The 20,479-nt window shown below is 57.0% G+C and carries 17 protein-coding genes; 7 read left to right on the top strand and 10 right to left on the bottom strand.

What is annotated here, in order from left to right; all coding sequences use genetic code 11:
• Window positions 1–14 precede the first annotated feature (14 nt).
• The gene (locus tag KCG39_RS26620) at window positions 15–758 is read right to left on the bottom strand and encodes a type 2 GTP cyclohydrolase I (protein WP_142467799.1); all 744 of its coding nucleotides are present in this window, start codon (window positions 756–758) and stop codon (window positions 15–17) included.
• A gap of 271 nt (window positions 759–1,029) precedes the next feature.
• On the opposite strand from KCG39_RS26620, the gene dtpD reads away from it, so the two are divergent.
• Complete coding sequence (gene dtpD, locus KCG39_RS26615; RefSeq protein ID WP_004132624.1) at window positions 1,030–2,511, top strand: dipeptide permease DtpD; 1,482 nt, start codon at window positions 1,030–1,032, stop codon at window positions 2,509–2,511.
• Here the strand turns inward: dtpD and phrB are convergent.
• Window positions 2,480–3,922 (bottom strand): deoxyribodipyrimidine photo-lyase, encoded by a 1,443-nt coding sequence (phrB, locus tag KCG39_RS26610; protein WP_142467800.1) that lies wholly within the window; start codon window positions 3,920–3,922, stop codon window positions 2,480–2,482. The two genes, dtpD and phrB, sit on opposite strands and share 32 nt — an antisense overlap.
• Before the next feature lie 201 nt (window positions 3,923–4,123).
• Window positions 4,124–4,333: a YbfA family protein gene (locus KCG39_RS26605; protein WP_162626030.1), complete on the bottom strand. Its 210-nt coding sequence runs from the start codon at window positions 4,331–4,333 to the stop codon at window positions 4,124–4,126.
• A 305-nt stretch (window positions 4,334–4,638) separates the two neighbouring features.
• On the opposite strand from KCG39_RS26605, the gene kdpF reads away from it, so the two are divergent.
• Genes kdpF through kdpE form a run of 6 tightly spaced genes read left to right on the top strand, consistent with a single transcriptional unit; the run spans window position 4,639 to window position 12,426 of the window.
• Window positions 4,639–4,728: a K(+)-transporting ATPase subunit F gene (gene kdpF / locus KCG39_RS26600; RefSeq protein ID WP_077252547.1), complete on the top strand. Its 90-nt coding sequence runs from the start codon at window positions 4,639–4,641 to the stop codon at window positions 4,726–4,728.
• Window positions 4,728–6,407 (top strand): potassium-transporting ATPase subunit KdpA, encoded by a 1,680-nt coding sequence (kdpA, locus tag KCG39_RS26595; protein WP_004130507.1) that lies wholly within the window; start codon window positions 4,728–4,730, stop codon window positions 6,405–6,407. The genes kdpF and kdpA overlap by 1 nt, the downstream gene beginning before the upstream one ends.
• 21 nt (window positions 6,408–6,428) lie before the next feature.
• A complete protein-coding gene (gene kdpB, locus KCG39_RS26590) occupies window positions 6,429–8,477 on the top strand; it encodes a potassium-transporting ATPase subunit KdpB (RefSeq protein ID WP_004130506.1) in 2,049 nt (682 codons plus the stop codon).
• Between the two features lie 10 nt (window positions 8,478–8,487).
• A complete protein-coding gene (gene kdpC, locus KCG39_RS26585) occupies window positions 8,488–9,063 on the top strand; it encodes a potassium-transporting ATPase subunit KdpC (RefSeq protein ID WP_004130505.1) in 576 nt (191 codons plus the stop codon).
• A 1-nt stretch (window position 9,064) separates the two neighbouring features.
• A complete protein-coding gene (gene kdpD / locus KCG39_RS26580; RefSeq protein ID WP_211811500.1) occupies window positions 9,065–11,752 on the top strand; it encodes a two-component system sensor histidine kinase KdpD in 2,688 nt (895 codons plus the stop codon).
• Window positions 11,749–12,426 (top strand): two-component system response regulator KdpE, encoded by a 678-nt coding sequence (kdpE, locus tag KCG39_RS26575; RefSeq protein WP_049115036.1) that lies wholly within the window; start codon window positions 11,749–11,751, stop codon window positions 12,424–12,426. Before kdpD ends, kdpE begins: the two co-directional genes overlap by 4 nt.
• Window positions 12,427–12,533: 107 nt before the next feature.
• On the opposite strand, the gene araD is transcribed toward kdpE, so the two are convergent.
• From araD to KCG39_RS26540, 7 genes are all read right to left on the bottom strand, one after another.
• Window positions 12,534–13,229: an L-ribulose-5-phosphate 4-epimerase gene (gene araD, locus KCG39_RS26570; protein WP_004130499.1), complete on the bottom strand. Its 696-nt coding sequence runs from the start codon at window positions 13,227–13,229 to the stop codon at window positions 12,534–12,536.
• Complete coding sequence (locus KCG39_RS26565) at window positions 13,219–14,118, bottom strand: L-ribulose-5-phosphate 3-epimerase (protein ID WP_004130498.1); 900 nt, start codon at window positions 14,116–14,118, stop codon at window positions 13,219–13,221. Before KCG39_RS26565 ends, araD begins: the two co-directional genes overlap by 11 nt.
• Window positions 14,115–15,593, bottom strand: a complete 1,479-nt coding sequence (locus KCG39_RS26560; RefSeq protein ID WP_049115039.1) for an FGGY-family carbohydrate kinase — start codon at window positions 15,591–15,593, stop codon at window positions 14,115–14,117. The genes KCG39_RS26565 and KCG39_RS26560 overlap by 4 nt, the downstream gene beginning before the upstream one ends.
• 27 nt (window positions 15,594–15,620) lie before the next feature.
• Complete coding sequence (locus KCG39_RS26555) at window positions 15,621–16,550, bottom strand: ABC transporter permease (protein ID WP_049115043.1); 930 nt, start codon at window positions 16,548–16,550, stop codon at window positions 15,621–15,623.
• Window positions 16,551–16,617: 67 nt separating this feature from the next.
• Window positions 16,618–18,102 carry a sugar ABC transporter ATP-binding protein gene (locus tag KCG39_RS26550; protein ID WP_142467801.1) on the bottom strand — a complete coding sequence of 495 codons (1,485 nt, stop codon included), beginning with the start codon at window positions 18,100–18,102 and terminating at the stop codon, window positions 16,618–16,620.
• 105 nt (window positions 18,103–18,207) lie between these two features.
• Window positions 18,208–19,074, bottom strand: coding sequence for an ABC transporter substrate-binding protein (locus tag KCG39_RS26545; protein ID WP_224325664.1), 867 nt, complete (start codon window positions 19,072–19,074; stop codon window positions 18,208–18,210).
• 281 nt (window positions 19,075–19,355) lie between these two features.
• On the bottom strand, window positions 19,356–20,429 hold the full coding sequence (locus KCG39_RS26540; protein WP_004130493.1) for an erythritol/L-threitol dehydrogenase: 1,074 nt from the start codon (window positions 20,427–20,429) through the stop codon (window positions 19,356–19,358).
• Window positions 20,430–20,479: the final 50 nt, after the last annotated feature.

Here is a 20,479-nt window from a genome sequence, read left to right as displayed (position 1 = left end):
TTTGCCTCCGTTCATCAGGCCGGGTTCGGGATATCAATAAACGTGACGTCCAGTTCGGTATTTTCCGTTAGCCATTCGCTTAACGCGCGAATTCCGCCGCGCTCGGTAGCATGGTGCCCGGCAGCGTAAAAATGCAGCCCCTGCTCGCGCGCCGAGTGGATGGTTTGCTCTGAAACCTCACCGGTAATAAACGCGTCGACGCCAAAGCGGGCGGCGCTGTCGATAAAGCTCTGGCCGCCGCCGGTGCACCACGCCACGCGGACGACTTTGTCCGGCCCGGTGTCGCCGCACCACAGCGGTTTGCGTCCCAGCCGCGCTTCAATCCACGAAGCCAACTCCAGGCCCGATACCGCCATCGACAGTTCGCCCCACTGCACCAGCGGCTCGATTTCGCCCATCACGTTGATGCCGAGCAGCGACGCCAACTGGGCGTTATTGCCCAGTTCCGGGTGGGCATCAAGCGGCAGGTGCCAGCCGTAGAGGTTAATGTCGTTAGCCAGCAGCGTTTTGAGGCGATTGCGCTTCATACCGCGGATCACCGGCGATTCACCTTTCCAGAAATAGCCGTGATGGACAATCACCGCATCGGCCTCCAGGCGCACAGCTTCATCCAGCAGCGCCTGGCTGGCGGTTACGCCGGTGACGATTTTTTGTATCGTCTCGCGCCCTTCCACCTGGAGCCCATTGGGGGCGTAATCACTGATGGCCGCGCTGTTCAGCTTTTCATTAATCAGTTGTTCCAGTTCACTATTTTTCATTGCCGCTCCACCAGGTCATTATTCTATGCAGAGGGATAACATAACGGTATCCGCCCGGTCAGTCGATAGTTCTGCCGCTTCGCCGTCCATTTTGACTTTTCGCGAAATCCCGCAATTTGTCTACTCCCTCCTGCGCGCATTCGTGTATATTTATGCACTATTACAGCATATTAAATAACCAGAAAGCCTATAACGCCATGAATATCACTAGTTGATAGTTATTCATGCAGAAAGATCGACTTTCTTTTTTTATGGCAGGACAAAGCATTACATGAACACACAATCCTCACAGCCGCGGGCGATTTATTACGTCGTCGCGCTGCAAATCTGGGAATACTTCAGCTTTTACGGCATGCGCGCGCTGCTGATTCTTTATCTCACCAATCAGCTCAAGTATGACGATAATCATGCTTATGCGCTGTTCAGCGCCTACTGTTCTTTAGTCTACGTTACGCCGATTCTCGGCGGCTTCCTGGCGGATAAGCTGCTGGGCAACCGCATGGCGGTGATGCTCGGCGCGCTGTTGATGGCCATCGGCCATCTGGTGCTCGGCGCGAGCGAAATCGCCCCCACCTTCCTCTACCTATCGCTGGCGATTATTGTCTGCGGCTACGGGCTGTTTAAATCCAACGTCAGCTGCCTTCTCGGCGAACTGTATGAACCCACCGACCCGCGCCGCGACGGCGGTTTTTCGCTGATGTACGCGGCGGGCAACGTCGGGTCTATCATTGCGCCAATCGCCTGCGGCTACGTGCAGGAGGAGTACAGCTGGGCGATGGGCTTTGCGCTGGCGGCGGTAGGCATGATCGCCGGGCTGGTCATTTTCCTCAGCGGCAACCGCCATTTCCGCCATACCCGGGGCGTCAATCGCGAAGCGCTGCGGGCGCGGAGCTTTGTTTTACCAAACTGGGGCTGGCTGCTGGTGCTGCTGATCGCCGCGCCGCTGCTAATCACCGTGCTGTTCTGGCAGGAGTGGTCGGTCTATGCGCTGATTGTGGCGACAGTTATCGGTCTGGCGGTACTGACGCGGATCTACCTGCGCGCGGAGACCGCCGGGCAGCGTAAAGATCTGCGGCTGATTATGGTGCTCACCTGCTTCAGTCTACTGTTCTGGGCCTTTGCGCAGCAGGGTGGCAGCTCCATCAGCCTGTACATCGACCGTTTCGTTAATCGGCATTTTATGGGTTATGAAATACCGACCGCGATGTTCCAGTCGGTCAACGCCTTTGCGGTGATGCTCTGCGGAGTGGTGCTGGCGTGGCTGGTGAAAGAGAATATCAACGGCAACCGTACCGTACGTATCTGGGGCAAATTCGCGCTGGGCCTCGGCCTGATGAGCGCCGGGTTCTGCATCCTGACCCTCAGCGCCCGCTGGTCAGCCGCCTATGGCCACTCCTCGATGCCGCTGATGGTATTAGGTCTGGCGGTGATGGGCTTTGCCGAACTATTTATCGACCCGGTAGCGATGTCGCAAATCACCCGCATTCAGATCCCCGGCGTGACCGGCGTGCTGACCGGCATTTATATGCTGCTCTCCGGCGCTATCGCCAACTATCTGGCGGGGGTGATTGCCGACCAGACCTCGCAGGGGTCGTTCGACGCCGCCGGGGCCATCAACTACTCGATTAACGCCTACATTGAGGTGTTCAGCCAGATAACCTGGGGCGCGCTAGCCTGCGTCGGCCTGGTGCTGGCGATCTGGCTGTATCACTCCGTTAAGATCAGGGCTCGTCGCCTGGCGATGGAGTCTTAAGTTCTCTGGCGGCCTCCCAGGCCGCCAGCGTCTCCAGCCGCGCCTGCTTGTGGTCAACAATCGGGCGCGGATAATCCAGCCTTACGCCCTGCTTTTCCGCCCACAGCCACGGTTGATGCACCGCTTTCTCTGGCACTCCGGCCAGCTCCGGCAGCCAGTGACGAATAAACCGCCCCGCTTTATCGAAGCGTTCTCCCTGGGTCGTCGGGTTAAAAATACGAAAATAGGGCGCGGCATCGGTACCCGTGGATGCCGCCCACTGCCAGCCGCCGTTATTCGCCGCCAGATCGCCATCAATAAGCTGTTCGATAAAGTAGCGCTCGCCCAGCCGCCAGTCGATACGCAGATCTTTAACCAGGAAGCTGGCGACAATCATCCTCAGGCGGTTATGCATCCAGCCGGTCGCATTGAGCTGACGCATCGCGGCGTCAACAATCGGGAAGCCGGTCTGTCCGCGCTGCCAGGCCTGAAACGCGGATTTATCATCCAACCACGCCACGTTATCGGTCCAGTCGATAAAAGGGCGACCTTTACACAAGTTTGGGTAGTAAACCATCAGATGACGGTAAAACTCGCGCCAGATAAGCTCGTTGAGCCATACCGCCCCGGCTTCGCCATCCAGCGCCCGCGCCTGCTCAACCAGCAAACGGTGCAGACACTGGCGCGGCGAGAGCGCGCCCACCGCCAGGCATGGCGACAGCCGGCTGGTTCCTTCGACGGCGGGAAGATCGCGCTGCTGTTCATAATCGGCCGCTTTTTGCTGGCAAAAACCGCGGAGCCGGGCGATAGCGCTTTTTTCATCCGCGGCGAACAGCTCGCCGTCGAAGGGCGTCTGCGGATAGTCTATTTTCACATCAGACACGGCAGCGATGGGGCCACACGCGCGAGCTTTCGGCGCGGCGACGCACTCGGGCAGCGCTTCCTGTAAACGGCGAAGAAAGGCATTTTTAAACGGCGTAAACACCTTATACATTTCGCGATTGCCGGTCAGTACGCTGCCTGGCGGCAGCAGGACGCTGTCATCAAAACCCTGACAAGTCACTCCGGTCAGGTTTTTTTCCACCGCGGCATCGCGCTGGCGTTCGTTAATTTCGTACTGATAGTTGTAAAACAGATGTGTGACCTGCTGCTGTCCGCAGAAGCTGGCGAGCAGTTTTACGCTGGCGGCAAAATCTTCCGCCTGTTCAACGTGCAGCGGGATCCCCTTTTCCGCCAGCGCCGCTTGCAGGCTGTGAAGATGGCTAACGATAAATGCCGCCTGGCGCGCCGCCATACCGTGCTGGCGCCATTGCCCTGGCGTGGCGATAAACAACCCCAGCACCCTTGCATGGGGGTCGCGGCAGGCGGCAGCGAGCGCCAGATTATCGTGCATGCGCAAATCCGCGCGAAACCAGACCAGATGGGTGGCCATAACATTCCTTTCATCATTAAAATGGATATATACGACGTCTAAACAGCTATCCCCCCGGCTTAGCCTGCGGGAGGTTAATAAGTGTAAGCCACTCCGGGCAAAAAAAAACCGCCGGATAAACCGGCGGCGTGATTGATAACAAAATTCTTAGGCGCAGCGCCTGCGCTTCAGCAGGCTTAGCCGTTCGGCCATCTGCAAAGGTTAATAAAAATCTGCGGAGGCCTTTTCCGCCTGCGCCATCCATACCGGCTGTTCGCTGGTTTTTGCCCACACACGGTGCAGCCAGCTGTAAAAACGCGCGCGGTCTTTCCAGAACAGCATTACCGGCAGCGCCAGCACGCCAGCCGTCACGGCGAAAGCGCGACGCGCAAAGATGATATGAGCAGGATAAGTTTTGTACAACGCCATAATTTCTCTCCCCTTTGTCAGGCCGGCAAGCAAAGCCGGAAAAGTTACAATGTTTCTCTGCTTAAAATAGTACCGCTTTGGCTGTAATTTTACTACTCATCCGACCACTAAAAAGCACCTATTTAGCCTTTATTTACATTCATCCGGTAACTCAGTTACAAAAAAGTTAAATTAATACTAACCATTAGTTAAGTTGTGGGCTTGGTATTTTTATATTTTTTTTACACCCCCGTCGCTGATTTTTGCGAAATCTTTGCGCCCGACTGCCTATTCTCCTCGTAAATCGAAAATACACCCGGAGGTGGATTGTGACTGCAGGCGTAATCGCTGGCGTAGCGCTGGTGTTCCTGTTGCTGGTTTATCTGGTTTATGCCCTGACACACGCGGAGGCATTCTGATGGCCGCTCAAGGATTTTTGCTCATCGCGAGCTTTATTCTGCTATTGATGATCCTGGCTCGTCCGCTGGGCACGGCGCTGGCGACGATGATCAATGATGTCCCGCTACCGGGCCTGGCCGGTATCGAACGCGGTTTATGGCGGGCGGCGGGCATTCGTTCGCAGGAGATGAACTGGTATCAATACTTATTCGCTATCCTGCTGTTTAACGCGCTGGGTCTGGCGGCGCTGTTCGCGCTGCTGATGTTCCAGGGTTCGCTGCCGCTTAACCCGCAGCATCTGCCCGGTCTGTCATGGGATCTGGCGCTGAATACGGCAGTGAGCTTTGTCAGCAACACCAACTGGCAGGCCTATGCCGGTGAAGCCACCATGAGTAGCCTTAGCCAGATGGCCGGGCTGGCGGTGCAAAACTTCCTCTCCGCCGCCACCGGCATCGCGGTGATCTTTGCCCTCACCCGCGCTTACGCCCGGCAGAAGGTCAGCACCCTGGGTAACGCCTGGGTCGATCTGACCCGCATTACTCTCTGGCTGCTGCTGCCCATTTCGCTGCTGATTGCGCTGTTCTTTATTCAGCAGGGCGTACCGCAGAGTTTTGCGCCTAATCAGGGATTTACCTCCCTTGAAGGCGTACGCCAGATGCTGCCGATGGGGCCGGTGGCCTCGCAGGAAGCGATAAAAATGCTGGGGACCAACGGCGGCGGTTTCTTTAACGCCAACTCGGCGCATCCGTTTGAAAACCCCACCGCGCTGACCAACCTGGTCCAGATGCTGGCGATCTTTCTCATCCCGGCGGCGCTGTGCTTCGCCTTCGGCGAGGTGGTGGGCGACCGCCGTCAGGGACGCGCGATTCTGTGGGCGATGGCGCTGATCTTCATCGTCTGCGTGGCGGTAGTGATGTGGGCGGAGACGCGCGGTAACCCGCATCTGCTGAGCCTGGGCGCCGATAGCAGCCTGAATATGGAAGGCAAAGAGAGCCGGTTCGGCATTCTCGCCAGCAGCCTGTTCGCCGTGGTCACCACCGCCGCGTCCTGCGGCGCGGTCAACGCCATGCATGACTCCTTTACCGCCCTGGGCGGGATGGTGCCGATGTGGCTGATGCAGATAGGTGAAGTGGTCTTCGGCGGCGTGGGCTCTGGCCTGTACGGCATGCTGCTGTTCGTCATGCTGGCGGTCTTCATCGCCGGTCTGATGATTGGCCGCACCCCGGAATACCTCGGCAAAAAGATCGACGTCCGCGAAATGAAAATGATCGCGCTGGCGATCCTCGTAACCCCGACGCTGGTGCTGCTCGGCACGGCGCTGGCAATGATGACCGAGGCCGGGCGCGCGGGTATGTTCAACCCCGGACCGCACGGCTTTAGCGAAGTGCTGTACGCCGTCACCTCCGCTGCCAACAACAACGGCAGCGCCTTTGGCGGCCTGAGCGCGGCGACGCCGTTCTGGAACCTGCTGCTGGCGTTCTGCATGCTGGTTGGCCGCTTCGCGGTCATTGTCCCGGTGATGGCCATTGCCGGTTCGCTGGTGACCAAGAAAATACAGCCCGCCGGCAGCGGTACGCTCGCCACCCACGACGCGCTGTTTATCGGCCTGCTAATTGGCACCGTACTGCTGGTGGGCGCCCTGACCTTTATTCCCGCGCTGGCACTCGGCCCGCTGGCGGAACACTTTTCCTTACTTTAAGCGATTGCGGAGCAACCTGTTATGAGTCGCAAATCATTAGCCCTGCTGGAGCCGACGCTGGTGCGCCAGGCGCTGCTGGACGCAGTGAAAAAACTGAGTCCTGCCGTACAGTGGCGTAACCCGGTGATGTTTATCGTCTGGATCGGCAGCCTGCTGACCACCCTGCTCGCTATCGCCATGGCGAGCGGGCATATCGCCGGCAGCGCCGGTTTTACCGCCGCCATTAGTCTCTGGCTGTGGTTCACCGTCCTGTTCGCCAATTTCGCCGAAGCGATGGCCGAAGGCCGCAGTAAAGCGCAGGCCAACAGCCTGAAGGGGGTCAAAAAGACCGCCTTTGCCCGTAAGCTGCGCGCGCCGCAGCACGATGCGCAAATTGACCACGTGCCCGCTGAAGATCTGCGTAAAGGCGACGTGGTGCTGGTCGAAGCCGGAGATATTATTCCCTGCGACGGCGAAGTTATCGAAGGCGGCGCATCGGTGGATGAAAGCGCCATTACCGGCGAATCCGCGCCGGTTATCCGTGAGTCCGGGGGCGACTTCGCCTCGGTGACCGGCGGGACGCGTATCCTCTCCGACTGGCTGGTGATCCGCTGCAGCGTCAATCCCGGCGAAACCTTCCTTGACCGGATGATCGCCATGGTTGAAGGCGCCCAGCGCCGCAAGACGCCGAATGAAATCGCCCTGACGATCCTGCTTATCGCCCTGACCCTGGTGTTCCTGCTGGCCACCGCCACCATCTGGCCCTTCTCCGCCTGGAGCGGTAACGCGGTCAGCGTGACGGTACTGGTGGCGCTGCTGGTGTGCCTGATCCCCACCACTATCGGCGGTCTGCTGTCGGCGATCGGCGTCGCCGGGATGAGCCGCATGCTCGGCGCGAACGTGATTGCCACCAGCGGACGCGCGGTTGAAGCGGCGGGCGATGTCGACGTTCTGCTGCTGGATAAAACCGGCACCATTACTCTCGGCAACCGCCAGGCTTCAGCGTTCCTGCCCGCGCAGGGCGTGGAAGAGAAAACCCTTGCCGATGCCGCACAGCTGTCGTCGCTGGCCGATGAAACGCCGGAAGGCCGCAGCATCGTGGTGCTGGCAAAACAGCGCTTTAATCTGCGCGAGCGCGATCTGCAATCGCTGCACGCCACCTTCGTGCCATTTACCGCCCAGACCCGGATGAGCGGGATTAACATTGACCAGCGAATGATCCGCAAAGGTTCTGTGGATGCCATTCGCCGCCACGTTGAGGCTAACGGCGGCCACTTCCCGGCCGATGTCGATAAACAGGTTGAAGAGGTGGCGCGTCTTGGTGCCACGCCGCTGGTGGTCGCCGAAGGCGAGCGGGTGCTGGGGATTATTTCGCTAAAAGATATCGTCAAAGGCGGCATCAAAGAGCGTTTTGCCCAGTTGCGTAAAATGGGGATTAAAACGGTGATGATCACCGGCGATAACCGCCTGACCGCCGCCGCTATCGCCGCGGAAGCGGGCGTGGACGACTTTCTCGCCGAAGCGACGCCGGAGGCCAAGCTGGCGCTGATCCGCCAGTATCAATCGGAAGGACGGCTGGTAGCGATGACTGGCGACGGTACCAACGATGCCCCGGCGCTGGCGCAGGCCGACGTCGCGGTCGCGATGAACTCCGGTACCCAGGCGGCGAAAGAGGCGGGTAATATGGTGGATCTGGACTCCAACCCCACCAAACTGATCGAGGTCGTGCATATCGGTAAACAAATGCTGATGACCCGCGGTTCATTAACCACCTTCAGTATCGCCAACGACGTGGCGAAGTACTTTGCCATTATTCCGGCCGCCTTTGCCGCGGTCTATCCGCCGCTCGCGATGCTTAACGTGATGCATCTGCATTCGCCTTCTTCGGCGATCCTGAGCGCGGTGATTTTTAATGCGCTGATCATCATCTTCCTGATCCCGCTGGCGCTGAAGGGGGTGAGCTATAAGCCGCTGACGGCTTCGGCGATGCTGCGCCGCAACCTGTGGGTCTATGGCCTGGGCGGACTGCTGGTGCCGTTTATCGGTATCAAAGCGATCGACCTGTTACTGACCCTGACCGGGCTGATGTGAGGAAAAAACCATGTCATTGATTCGTCCTGCTGTTGTGCTGTTTATTCTGTTAACGCTGCTTACCGGCGGCGTCTATCCACTATTAACCACCGCGCTAGGGCAGTGGTGGTTCCCGCAGCAGGCCAACGGCTCGCTGCTAAGGATTGACGGCGAAGTGCGCGGTTCAAGCCTTATCGGGCAGAACTTTACCGCGCCGGGCTATTTCCAGGGGCGCCCTTCCGCCACGGCGGAGATGCCGGATAATCCGTTGGCATCCGGCGGCAGCAACCTCGCCGCCAGCAATCCGGCGCTGGATAAAGCCATCAGCGAACGAGTGCAGGCCCTGCGCGCCGCCAACCCGGACGCCACGCCCAGGGTTCCGGTGGAGCTGGTCACCGCCTCGGCGAGCGGACTGGATTACAGTCTGACCCCGTCCGCCGCCCTGTGGCAGGCGCCGCGCGTCGCCAAAGCCCGGCAGCTGAGCGTGGAGCAGGTCACGCAGCTGGTCAACGAGGCAACGCAAAAACCGTTGCTCAGCTTTCTCGGCCAACCTGTGGTAAATATACTGCAGCTGAATATGTCGCTGGATGCCCTGAAGGATAAGTGAAATGAGTGACGAGCCGCTGCGTCCGGACCCTGACCGCCTGCTGCAACACACCGCCGCCCCGCATCGCGGTAAGCTAAAGGTTTTTTTTGGCGCCTGCGCAGGGGTGGGGAAAACCTGGGCGATGCTGGCGGAAGCGCAGCGGCTGCGCGCCCAGGGTCTGGATATTCTGATTGGCGTGGCGGAAACCCACGAGCGTAAAGAGACAGCGGCGATGCTTGAGGGGCTCAGCACCCTGCCCCAGCGCCGCCTCTCCCATCGCGGGCGCTACGTTAAAGAGTTTGACCTTGACGGCGCGCTGGCCCGCCGCCCGGCGCTGATCCTGGTCGATGAGCTGGCGCACAGCAACGCGCCCGGCTCCCGTCATCCTAAACGCTGGCAGGACGTCGAAGAGCTGCTGGAAGCTGGCATCGACGTGTTTACCACCGTTAACGTCCAGCACCTGGAGAGCCTGAACGACGTCGTCAGCGGCATTACCGGCGTGCAGGTCCGTGAAACCGTCCCCGATCCGTTCTTCGACGCCGCCGACGATGTGGTACTGGTCGACCTGCCTCCCGACGATCTCCGCCAGCGGCTCAATGAAGGGAAAGTCTATATCGGCGGCCAGGCCGAGCGGGCTATTGAGAACTTCTTTCGCAAGGGCAACCTGATCGCCCTGCGCGAACTGGCGCTGCGCCGTACCGCCGATCGGGTCGATGAGCAAATGCGCGCCTGGCGCGATCGTCAGGGACAGGAAAAAGTCTGGCACACCCGTGACGCCATTTTGCTCTGCATCGGCCACAACACCGGCAGCGAAAAGCTGGTTCGCGCCGCTGCCCGCCTCGCGGCCAGGCTGGGGAGCGTCTGGCATGCGGTGTATGTAGAAACCCCCTCTCTGCATCGCCTGCCGGAAGCGAAACGGCGGGCGATCCTCGCCGCGCTCAGGCTGGCTCAGGAGCTGGGAGCGGAAACCGCCACCCTCGCCGATCCTTCTGAAGAGAAGGCCGTTCTGCACTACGCCCGCGAACATAATCTCGGCAAGATAGTGATTGGTCGCCAGCAAAAAAGGCGCTGGTGGGACCGCAGCGGCTTCGCCGATCGTCTGGCCCGCCACGCGCCGGACCTCGATTTGGTAGTGATCGCGCTGGATGAAAAGGCCGCTCCCCTGCCCGCTCGCGCCAGCGATGGCCGGACCGCAATGGAAAAATGGCGTTTGCAGCTCCAGGGATGCGTCGTCGCCATCGCTCTGTGCGCGGTGATAACCGTCGTCGCCATGCAGTGGCTGATGGCTTTTGAAGCCGCCAACCTGGTGATGCTGTATCTGCTCGGCGTGGTGATTATCGCCCTCCTGTACGGCCGATGGCCGTCAGTGCTGGCGACGGTGATTAACGTGGTCAGCTTCGACCTGTTTTTTGTCGCGCCGCGCGGCACGCTGGCGGTTTCCGATGTGCAGTATTTGTTGACCTTTAGCGTGATGCTCACCGTCGGGCTGCTTATCGGCAATCTCACCGCCGGCGTACGCTACCAGGCGCGGGTGGCGCGCTATCGCGAACAGCGCACCCGGCATCTGTATGAAATGTCAAAAGCGTTGGCGGTGGGCCGCAGCCGTGAGGATGTGGCCGCCACCAGCGAGCGCTTTATCGCCTCGACGTTTCAGGCGCGCAGCCAGCTGCTGCTGCCCGATGAAACAAACCGGCTCTCTCCGCTAACTCAGCAAACGGCGGCCATCACCTGGGATGACGCCATTGCCCGCTGGAGCTTCGATAAGGGACAGCCCGCCGGCGCGGGTACCGATACGCTACCCGGCGTGCCGTACCAAATCCTGCCGCTGAAAAGCGCCGCCCGCACCTGGGGGTTGCTGGTTGTGGAACCCGCCAACCTGCGCCAGCTGATGATCCCCGAACAGCAGCGCCTGCTGGAAACCTTCACCCTGCTGGTCGCCAGCGCGCTGGAGAGACTGACGCTTACCGCCAGCGAAGAGCAGGCGCGGCTGAACAGCGAACGAGAAAGCCTGCGTAACTCGCTACTGGCGGCGCTGTCCCACGATCTGCGGACGCCGTTAACGGTGCTGTTCGGCCAGGCGGAAATCCTGACGCTCGATCTCGCCAGCGAAGGGTCGAAACACGCGCCGCAGGCCAATGAGATTCGCCAGCATGTACTCAACACCACCCGGCTGGTGAATAATCTCCTCGATATGGCGCGGATCCAATCCGGCGGCTTTAATTTGCATAAAGAGTGGCTAACGCTGGAAGAGGTGGTCGGTAGCGCGCTGCGTATGCTGGAGCCGGGGCTTGGCGGCCGGCATATTCAGCTCGCGCTGCCGGACCCGCTGCTGCTGGTTCACGTCGACGGGCCGCTGTTTGAACGGGTGCTGATTAATCTGCTGGAAAACGCGGTGAAGTACGCGGGAGCAGAGGCGCAAATCGGCATTACCGCGCATGTCGACACGCACAATTTGCTGCTTGAGGTTTGGGATAACGGACCGGGTATTCCTGCCGGGCAGGAACAGGCTATCTTTGATAAATTCGCCCGCGGTAATAAAGAGTCGGCGATCCCCGGCGTCGGTCTGGGCCTGGCGATTTGCCAGGCGATCGTTGAGGTGCACGGCGGAACGATTAGCGCCGCGACGCGCCCGCAAGGCGGCGCCTGTTTCCGTGTTACACTGCCGAGAGAAGCGCCCCCTGAACTGGAAGAGTTAGCCGAGGAAATGTGATTAACGTTCTGATCATCGAAGATGAGCATGCTATCCGCCGCTTTCTGCGCACCGCGCTGGAAGCGGACGGCATGCGCGTATTTGAAGCGGAAACGCTGCAGCGCGGGCTGATCGAAGCCGCGACCCGCAAGCCGGATTTAACCATTCTCGATCTCGGCCTGCCCGATGGTGACGGTAACGCGTTTATTCGCGAGGTTCGCCAGTGGAGCCAGATGCCGATTATCGTCCTCTCGGCACGCACCGAAGAGCAGGACAAAATCGCCGCGCTTGACGCCGGCGCCGATGATTATCTCAGCAAACCCTTTGGTATCGGTGAACTGCAGGCGCGGCTGAGGGTGGCAATGCGCCGCCATGCCGGCGCCCAGGCCGATGAGCCGCTGGTGCGTTTTGCCGATGTCGAAGTCGATATCCCCTCCCGCCGCATCGTTCGCGGCGACGAAGAGATCCATCTGACGCCAATTGAATTTCGCCTGCTGGCGGTACTGCTCAATAATCCCGGAAAGGTGCTGACCCAGCGGCAGTTGCTCAACCAGGTCTGGGGGCCGAACGCGGTGGAACACAGCCACTATCTGCGGATCTATATGGGACATCTGCGACAGAAGCTGGAGGCCGACCCGGCGCGCCCGCAACATCTGCTGACCGAAACCGGGATCGGCTACCGGTTTATGCCTTAGCGGATCCCCGGCTCGCGCTTCGCTTAACCGGGCTACAGGCCCGTCGTCGTCTATAAATCGGTAGCCCGGATAAAGCGTTTACGCCGCCATCCGGGGAATGCCGGCGATTATTGTCCGTAGTAGGCCCCTGCCCCGTGTTTACGCAAATAGTGTTTATCCAGCAGCGTCGTAGAGACCGGCTGTTCGTCAATGCTCAGCTGACGGGTCCACATATTCATATAGGCAATCTCCTCCAGCACCACCGCATTATGCACCGCGTTCGCCGGATCTTTTCCCCATGCAAATGGGCCGTGGCCGTGGACCAGCGCGGCGGGTACGCTGAGCGGATCGGTATGCTGCGCGCCCAGCGTTTCGATAATCACGTGACCGGTATTGGTTTCATAATCACCGCGGATTTCATCATCGCTGAGCGGGCGGGTACAGGGGATCGGCCCATAAAAATAGTCGGCGTGGGTGGTGCCCATCGCCAGCAGCGGCCTGCCCGACTGCGCCCAAATCGTCGCGTGACGCGAATGGGTATGCACAATTCCGCCCACGCCGCTAAACGCCTTATACAACTCAAGATGGGTCGGCGTATCCGACGAGGGCTTATAGCGCCCCTCCACCACCCTGCCGGTCGCCAGCTCCACCACCACCATATCCTCGGCCGTCATCACGGCATATTCCACGCCGGAGGGTTTGATCACCACCAGCCCGGCCTCGCGATCGATACCGCTGACGTTACCCCAGGTAAAGGTCACAAGATTAAATTTCGGCAGCGCCAGATTGGCATCAAGAACCGCCTGCTTGAGGTTATCCAACATACTTCACTCCTGAATTCGCAATGCCTTCATACTGGGGCGGACGAAACGCCTGCTGGTATTTATCCGTTAGCCACGCTTTCGCCTCGGCGATTCGCTGGCTATCCAGGCCATCATTTTTTGCCCACATCTCAATCAGCCAGGCGCCGCGATAGTTCAGCGCCGAGAGCGTGCGAAATATCTCGGTAAAATCGACGCAGCCGGTCCCGAATGGCACATCGCGAAACTGCCCCAGCGAAGCGTGCGAAACGGGCTGGGTATCCTTCAAATGAATGGCGGTGATTTTATGAATGCCCTTACTCAACTCTTCGGGAACGTCGTTTTGCCAGGCGCTTAAGTTGCCAACGTCCGGGTAGACACAAAACCACGGACTGCAAACCTTACGTTCGAGATCCAGCCAGCGGGAGATATTGCTCATAAAGGCGGTATCCATAATTTCCATCGACAGCATCACCTGCGCTTTCGCCGCTTCGGCCACCGCCCAGTTGATGCCCTCAATAAAGTATTCCCGGGTTTGCGCCGAAGAGGATTCGTAATAGACGTCATAGCCTGCCAGCTGGATGTTGCGGATCCCGACATGGCTGGCAAAATCCAGCGCATCCAGCATCAGTTCCCGCGCCTTGAGCCGTGTATCGCGATTGACGCTACCAAAGGGATGGCTGCGGTGCGCGGAGAGGCACATGCTCGGCACATCAATGCCGCTGTTGATTTTGTCCGCCACGAACGCCAGCCGCTGCCCCCGATTCCAGTGCAGCCTGGCCTGCCGCTCGGGGCTTTCGTCAACGGAGATTTCGATAAAATCAAACGCCAGGCCGGCCGCCATTTCGAAGCGTTTCGGCCAGTCCAGCGCCGTGGGGAGCGCTTTTTCGTAGATGCCAAGTCTGGGTTTCATTGCGCCGCTCCCGTCGCCCTGGAGAGGCTTTGCGCGACCGCTAAGTAACGGGCGTAGCCTTCGCGCAGCTGCTGATGCCGATTGCCGTCGGGTTGATAGCAGACCACCTCGGGCTGCGTGGCGGCAATCGCTTCGCTGAAGTTAGCATAGGCTCCGCTACCGGCCGCCGCGCACAGCGCGGCGGCTCGACAGCCGGCCTGTTCGATATCTACCACTTCCAGCGGAAGATTGGCTGCATCGGCATACATCTGCGTCCAGCCTCTCGACTGGCTCGGCCCGCCGGTAAAGCGAATTTTTTGAATATCCCGATTGAGTTCAATAATGCGGTCCTGATGCACCAGGTGAGAAAAAACGATCCCGCGATAGATGGCCGCAATAATATCCTTTTTCGTATGATGCCCCGCGAGGCCCACCAGCGCGCCGGGCAGATCCATCGCCAGATTGGAACCGAACAAATAGGGTAAAAAAATGAGGTTGCTGTCGGTATCTTGCGCGATCCAGCTTTCGAAATGGTCGTAGCAGCGGTCATCGTCAGGGAAAAACTGCTTCACAAACCAGGAGAGATTGCTCGCCGAAGTGGGGCTGCCCTCGTGAACGAAATATTTGCCCGGAATGCAGTATTTCCCCCAGATGTAGGGAAAGTCGCTGGCAATAATACTATCCGTCACCGAGGTGGCGATACTCCAGGTTCCGGCCACCGCGCTCAGAGTATCCGCCCGATCAATGCCCGAGGAGACGGCGGAGGCGACCACGTCGAAAAAGCCGCCGAAAACCGGCGTCCCCGGGCATAAACCGCAGTCCAGCGAGGCCTGCAGGGTAATGTGGCCCACGCAGTCCGTCGAGTTCACCACCGGCGCGGTTTTATCCGCCACTTCCTCAATGCCAAACAGCGCCATCATGTCGCGGTCATAGCGGGCGGTAAACTGGTTATAAAAATTGCTGCCGGAAATATTGGTGATCTCCGCCGTCGCCTCGCCGGTCAGGCGGAAACGAACGTAGTCGTGCACCATTAAAACGGCATCGATCTTGTCATAATTGGCCGGTTCATGCGCTTTCAGCCACGCCAGTAGCGATACCGGATGTCCGGTCCACAGCTGCTGCAATCCTTTTGGGTATGCCAGCTTGTCTATACCTTCGCGATACCATTTTTTGACAAACGCCAGCGCCCGGGTATCGGATGAGATAATCCCGTTGCGCACCGGTTCGCCTTTTTTGTCAATCGCGTAGAGCCCTTTGCCGTGCGAGGAGAAACCGATCCCGCCGATGCTTAGCGGCGGCACCTGGCTTTCATACAGCGCTTTTTTTATCACGCGACAAACGGTGTCCCATAGTTCATGCATGTTCCGCTCAGTAAAGCCCGGCTGCTCGGATAATACCTGCGCATATTGCGACGCCACGTGAATCTCTTGCCCTAACTCATTATATATACCGGCTTTGGTGACCGTACCACCGATATCAACCCCGATAAAATTCATATCCCTTCGCCTCATATTTAAAATAAGTTAACGTCTGGCTGAGCTAATAAAGGTGGCGCCCCAAATAATAAGCCCTTTCACCACGTACTGAACGTAGGGTGAGATCCCAAGAAGGTTTAAACCATTATTCAGTACGCCGAGCATCATGGCGCCAATCAGCGTGCCGATAATCATTCCGCGACCGCCAGCAATGGATGCCCCGCCGAGTACCACTGCGGCAATGGCATCCAGTTCAAATCCGACGCCGGCATTCGGCTGGCCGCTCATCACCCGCGAGGTGAAAATAAGACCGGCAAAACTGGCAGTAAAGCCGCTGATCACGTAAACCAGCAATTTATAATATTTCACCCGCAGGCCGCTCAGACGCGCCGCTTCTTCATTACCGCCGAGGGAATAAACATAGCGACCAAACGGCATATGATTCAGGACGATATAAAAGATGAGATATAAAACCGCCATCAGAATAATAGGCACCTGAATACCGAACAGATATTCGCGGCCCCAAAAAGCGAATGAATCCGGTAAGCCGGAAATGGGATAGCCGCCGGTATAGATTAGCGCCAGCCCCTTCGCAATAATCATTGCCCCGAGGGTCACGATAATCGGCGGCATTTTACCGTAGGCGGTTAAAAAGCCGTTCAGCGCGCCAAAGGCGACGCCAGAACACAGGCCGATAAGAATGGCTAACCACGGATCTAAACCGTAGTACTTCATTAATCCCGCCATCAGGGTACCGGCCAGGGCCATGACCGCGCCGACGGAGAGGTCGATCCCGCCGGTCAGGATGGCAAAGGTCATCCCAATAGCAATGATGGCATTAATCGAGACCTGACGGGCGACGGTCGATAAGTTATCGACCGTTAAAAAGTAGTCATTAAAAATAGCCATACAGGAGAACAGGAGTACCAGACCAACAAACGGCAGGAACGCGGGCATTTTTAATAAACCATGGAGCATCTTTTTATTTTTATCAGGAGATGCGGCGGGCGCTAATGACACGTTTTCATTACTCATTTAATACTCCCTAAATAATATTACCGGCAGCGTGCAGCATAATCACTGTGGAATTGATTTGGTCGCTCTCGAGTTCGGCAACGATATTACCGTCGCGAAAAACCATCACCCGGTCGCTAACGCCAATCACCTCTGGTAGCTCAGATGAAATCATAATTATTGAAATACCCTGGGCGGTGAGGTCGCGCATAATCTGATAGATTTCTGATTTCGCTCCGACATCAATACCACGAGTCGGTTCGTCAAAAATAAGAATATTGACATCATGATTCAACCAACGGGAAATAACGACTTTCTGCTGGTTACCGCCGCTCAGCGTTCCCACCGCGGTCCCGGCATCCGGCGTTTTCACGCCAACGTGACTAATTAAGCGCTCGGCGGTCAGGCGCTCTTCGTTATCGCGGATAAGCGAGAACTGGCAGGCGTGTTTGTTAAGCCAGATATTATCTTTGACCGAAAAAGGCAGCACCAGCCCCTGCGTTTTTCGGCTTTCCGGCAACAGACCAATGCCCAGACGCAGAGCCCGGTCGGTGGATTTTATCGTCACCTCTTTTCCGGCCAGGCGGACGCGTTTTTTGAAGCATTTATCCGCGCCGGTCAGAGCCAGGATCGCTTCGGAACGCCCCGATCCCACTAGCCCAGCGAGGCCTAAGATCTCCCCTTTGCGCAGCGTCAGCCGATTGACCTGGCTACTTTCGGTAAGCTGAATTTCCGCCTCCAGTAGTATGTCATCATGCGCCAGCGTCCGCCGTTCGGGATAGATATTCTCCACCTCACGGCCGACCATCATATGGATCATCTCGGCGATATCGATATTGTCGACCTGTGCCGACCCGATATATTTGCCGTCGCGGAGTATGCTCAGGCTGTCACAGATCTCATATATCTCCTCTAGATGGTGAGAAATAAAGAACATCCCGACGCCTTTGGCCTTTAAATCGCGCATCACGCGGAAAAGATGCTCCGCTTCGCTCGGGGTTAAGGTCGCGGTGGGCTCATCCAGAATGAGAATTCGCGCATCCAGCGACAGCGCTTTGGCAATTTCCACAAACTGCTGCTCGGCGACGCTGAGATGGCAAATTTGCTCATCGGGATCGAGGGTCACGCCAAGATCTTTAAAAATCCGCAACGCCTCGCGGCGCATCGCTTTACGATCTAACAGGCCAAAACTATTTACCTTTTCGCGATTAAGGAAAATATTCTCATAAGCGTTCAGATAGGGAATAAGAGAAAACTCCTGAAAGATAATCCCTACGCCGCAGGCAATCGCGTCACGATAGTTATGAAAATGCTGTTGCTTACCATCAATAAAAATATTACCAGCGTCAGGTTGATATATCCCGCAAAGGATTTTCATTAACGTCGATTTACCCGCGCCGTTTTCACCTAATAAAGCATGCACCTCCCCTCGGCCAAGGGTGATATTGACATTATCCAGCGCCTTGACCCCGGGGAAGCTTTTACTGACGTTTTTGACTTCCAGTAAGCTGGGCATAAACATCGCTCCATAATGGCTCGGTAAAATAGCGAGCCATACTTTAATAAGAATCCGGCACGGCTCACCTGAATTAGCGAGAGCCGCTGTGGCGTAATAAGGCGATTACCAGTGGAAATCTTTGGCGTTGGTTTTATCGATAAGCTTCACATCAACAGGGATCTCCTTAGGAATATTCGCGCCCCAATGTTTGGCCAGAGCAATGCCTAAACCAATACGCAGCTGATCGCGCGGGAACTGAGCGGCGGTGGCAATAAACGGCGTATTACCTTTAGCAATTTCAGCGACCGCTTCCGGAGAACCATCAACGCTCACTAGCTTCACATCGCGTCCTGATGCCTGAATCGCCGCCAGAGCGCCAAGTGAGCCAACATCATTCACGCTAAAAATACCGTTGAGCGTCGGGTTGGATTGCAGCATATTTTCCGTCACGCTCATGGAGGTATCGCGCTCTTGTTTACCATTCAGTTTGGTAATCACTTTAATATTGGGATGCTTTTTCATCGCATCTTCAAAGCCGCGCACACGCTCCAGAATAGGCACTACCGGAATCCCGTCGAGAATCGCTACGTTGCCTTTATCACCCAGCGCTTTGGCTAAGTGCTCCCCGGCAATAAAGCCCGCATCATAGTTTTTTGAGCCGACAAAAGAATCTATCGGGCCATTAGCCTGAGCATCTATCGCTACCACCACCACGCCGGCTTTTTTAGCGGCCAGTACGGCGGTTTCCGCACCGACGCTATCAGCTGGGTTAATCAGCAAAATATCTATTTTCTTTTGCAGCATATCCTCAACGTCGCTAATCTGCTTGGAGACATCATGCGCCGCATCCGCTGTATAGACGGTGGCATTAATATCTTTTGCCGACTGCTCAAGCGACTCTTTCATGGTGACGAAATATTCGTTATTCAATTCCTGGAACGACATACCAATAGTCAAAGGTTTGGCATTAACGCAGGCAACCAGGCTCATCGCAAGAAGTCCTGAGAGTATTGCTTTAGTCTTAAATTTTACAGGCATTCACTATCTCCTTATTGAGTAATGCGCTGAGAAATAAAATTTATTTATCAGCGTTTTCATGGTACGGATGCTGCCTGATATACTGAGCAATAAATCCACCGCTGACGGATAGCCAGAAGCCACCGATATTGATCTCAGTTATCCCCATGATTGAAATGCAGTATTTAATGAACAGCCATCGACGGTCATTAGCGTAATAATTAAAAATGGCGAACTTAACTAGTTAAAAATTTTTATGGCTTAATGACGACCTTAATGGAATCGAGCGATTTAGCCATCTCAAAAGCGGCTTTCCATTCATCAATAGAATAGAAATGCGTCACCACGCCTTTGGCGGTCAGCAGACCGCGCGCAAAGAGATCGATGGCGATTTCATAGCTGTAAGGTCCCAGATGCGCGCCGCGGATATCTAGCTCTTTACGGTCGCCAATAATCGACCAGTCGGCGGTCGTTTCTTTACCAAACACGCTGAACTCAACGAAGCGTCCCAGCTTACGAATCATCTCCAGACCCTGGGTCACGCCAATGGGGGCACCCGTCGCTTCGATATATACATCGCAGCCGTAGCCATCGGTCATGGATTTTACGATAGCGATGGCGTCCTCTTGCGCCGCATTGATGACCACGTCGGCGCCAAACGCTTTCGCCAGCGCCAGGCGGTCGTCCATCGTGTCGATGACCACCAGTTTCTTCGGCGTTTTCAGATGAGCGACCTGTACCATACACAGCCCCAGCGGCCCAGCGCCGGCGATAACAACCACATCATCCAGTTCGATATCGCCGCGGCGTACCGTATGGATTGCGCAGGCCATAGGTTCGATCAGCGCAGCATCTTCTTCACTTAATGATTCAGGAATTTTATGAATAATCGCGCGTTCGGAGAAACGCATATATTCAGCCATACCACCATCGGCGACATCTTTCTGGAAGCCGTAAATATCATGGGTTTCGCACATCCAGTATTTTCCGGTTTTACAGAAACGGCATTCATGGCAGGGGACAATCTGTTCGGCCAGGATGCGATCGCCAATTTTTAATTGATATTTTTCAGCGGAGCCCGGGCCTAACTCGGCAACCCGACCGTAAAACTCATGGCCGGGCACTACCGGTGTTTTTACCCACGGATTATCGCCCCAGAACATCGGCGCGCCGTCCTGGGCCTTGCAGTCGCCGGCGCAGATTCCACACCCGTCAACCTTAATAACCACTTCCTTTTCTTTGGCGACCGGGCGGGGAATTTTCTCAAAGCGATAATCCTGGGGGCCATGGCAGACAACCGCTTTCATACCTTCAGGTAATTGTTCCATCGTAAACCTCTTTTTCGGATAAATAATGAAGAGGAATAGTATTGCTAGCG

Origin of the sequence: Klebsiella pasteurii (assembly GCF_018139045.1) — a bacterium.
GTDB lineage: Bacteria > Pseudomonadota > Gammaproteobacteria > Enterobacterales > Enterobacteriaceae > Klebsiella > Klebsiella grimontii.
Note: the sequence above shows the minus strand (reverse complement) of the source record. Positions and strands in the feature narration are given on the sequence as shown.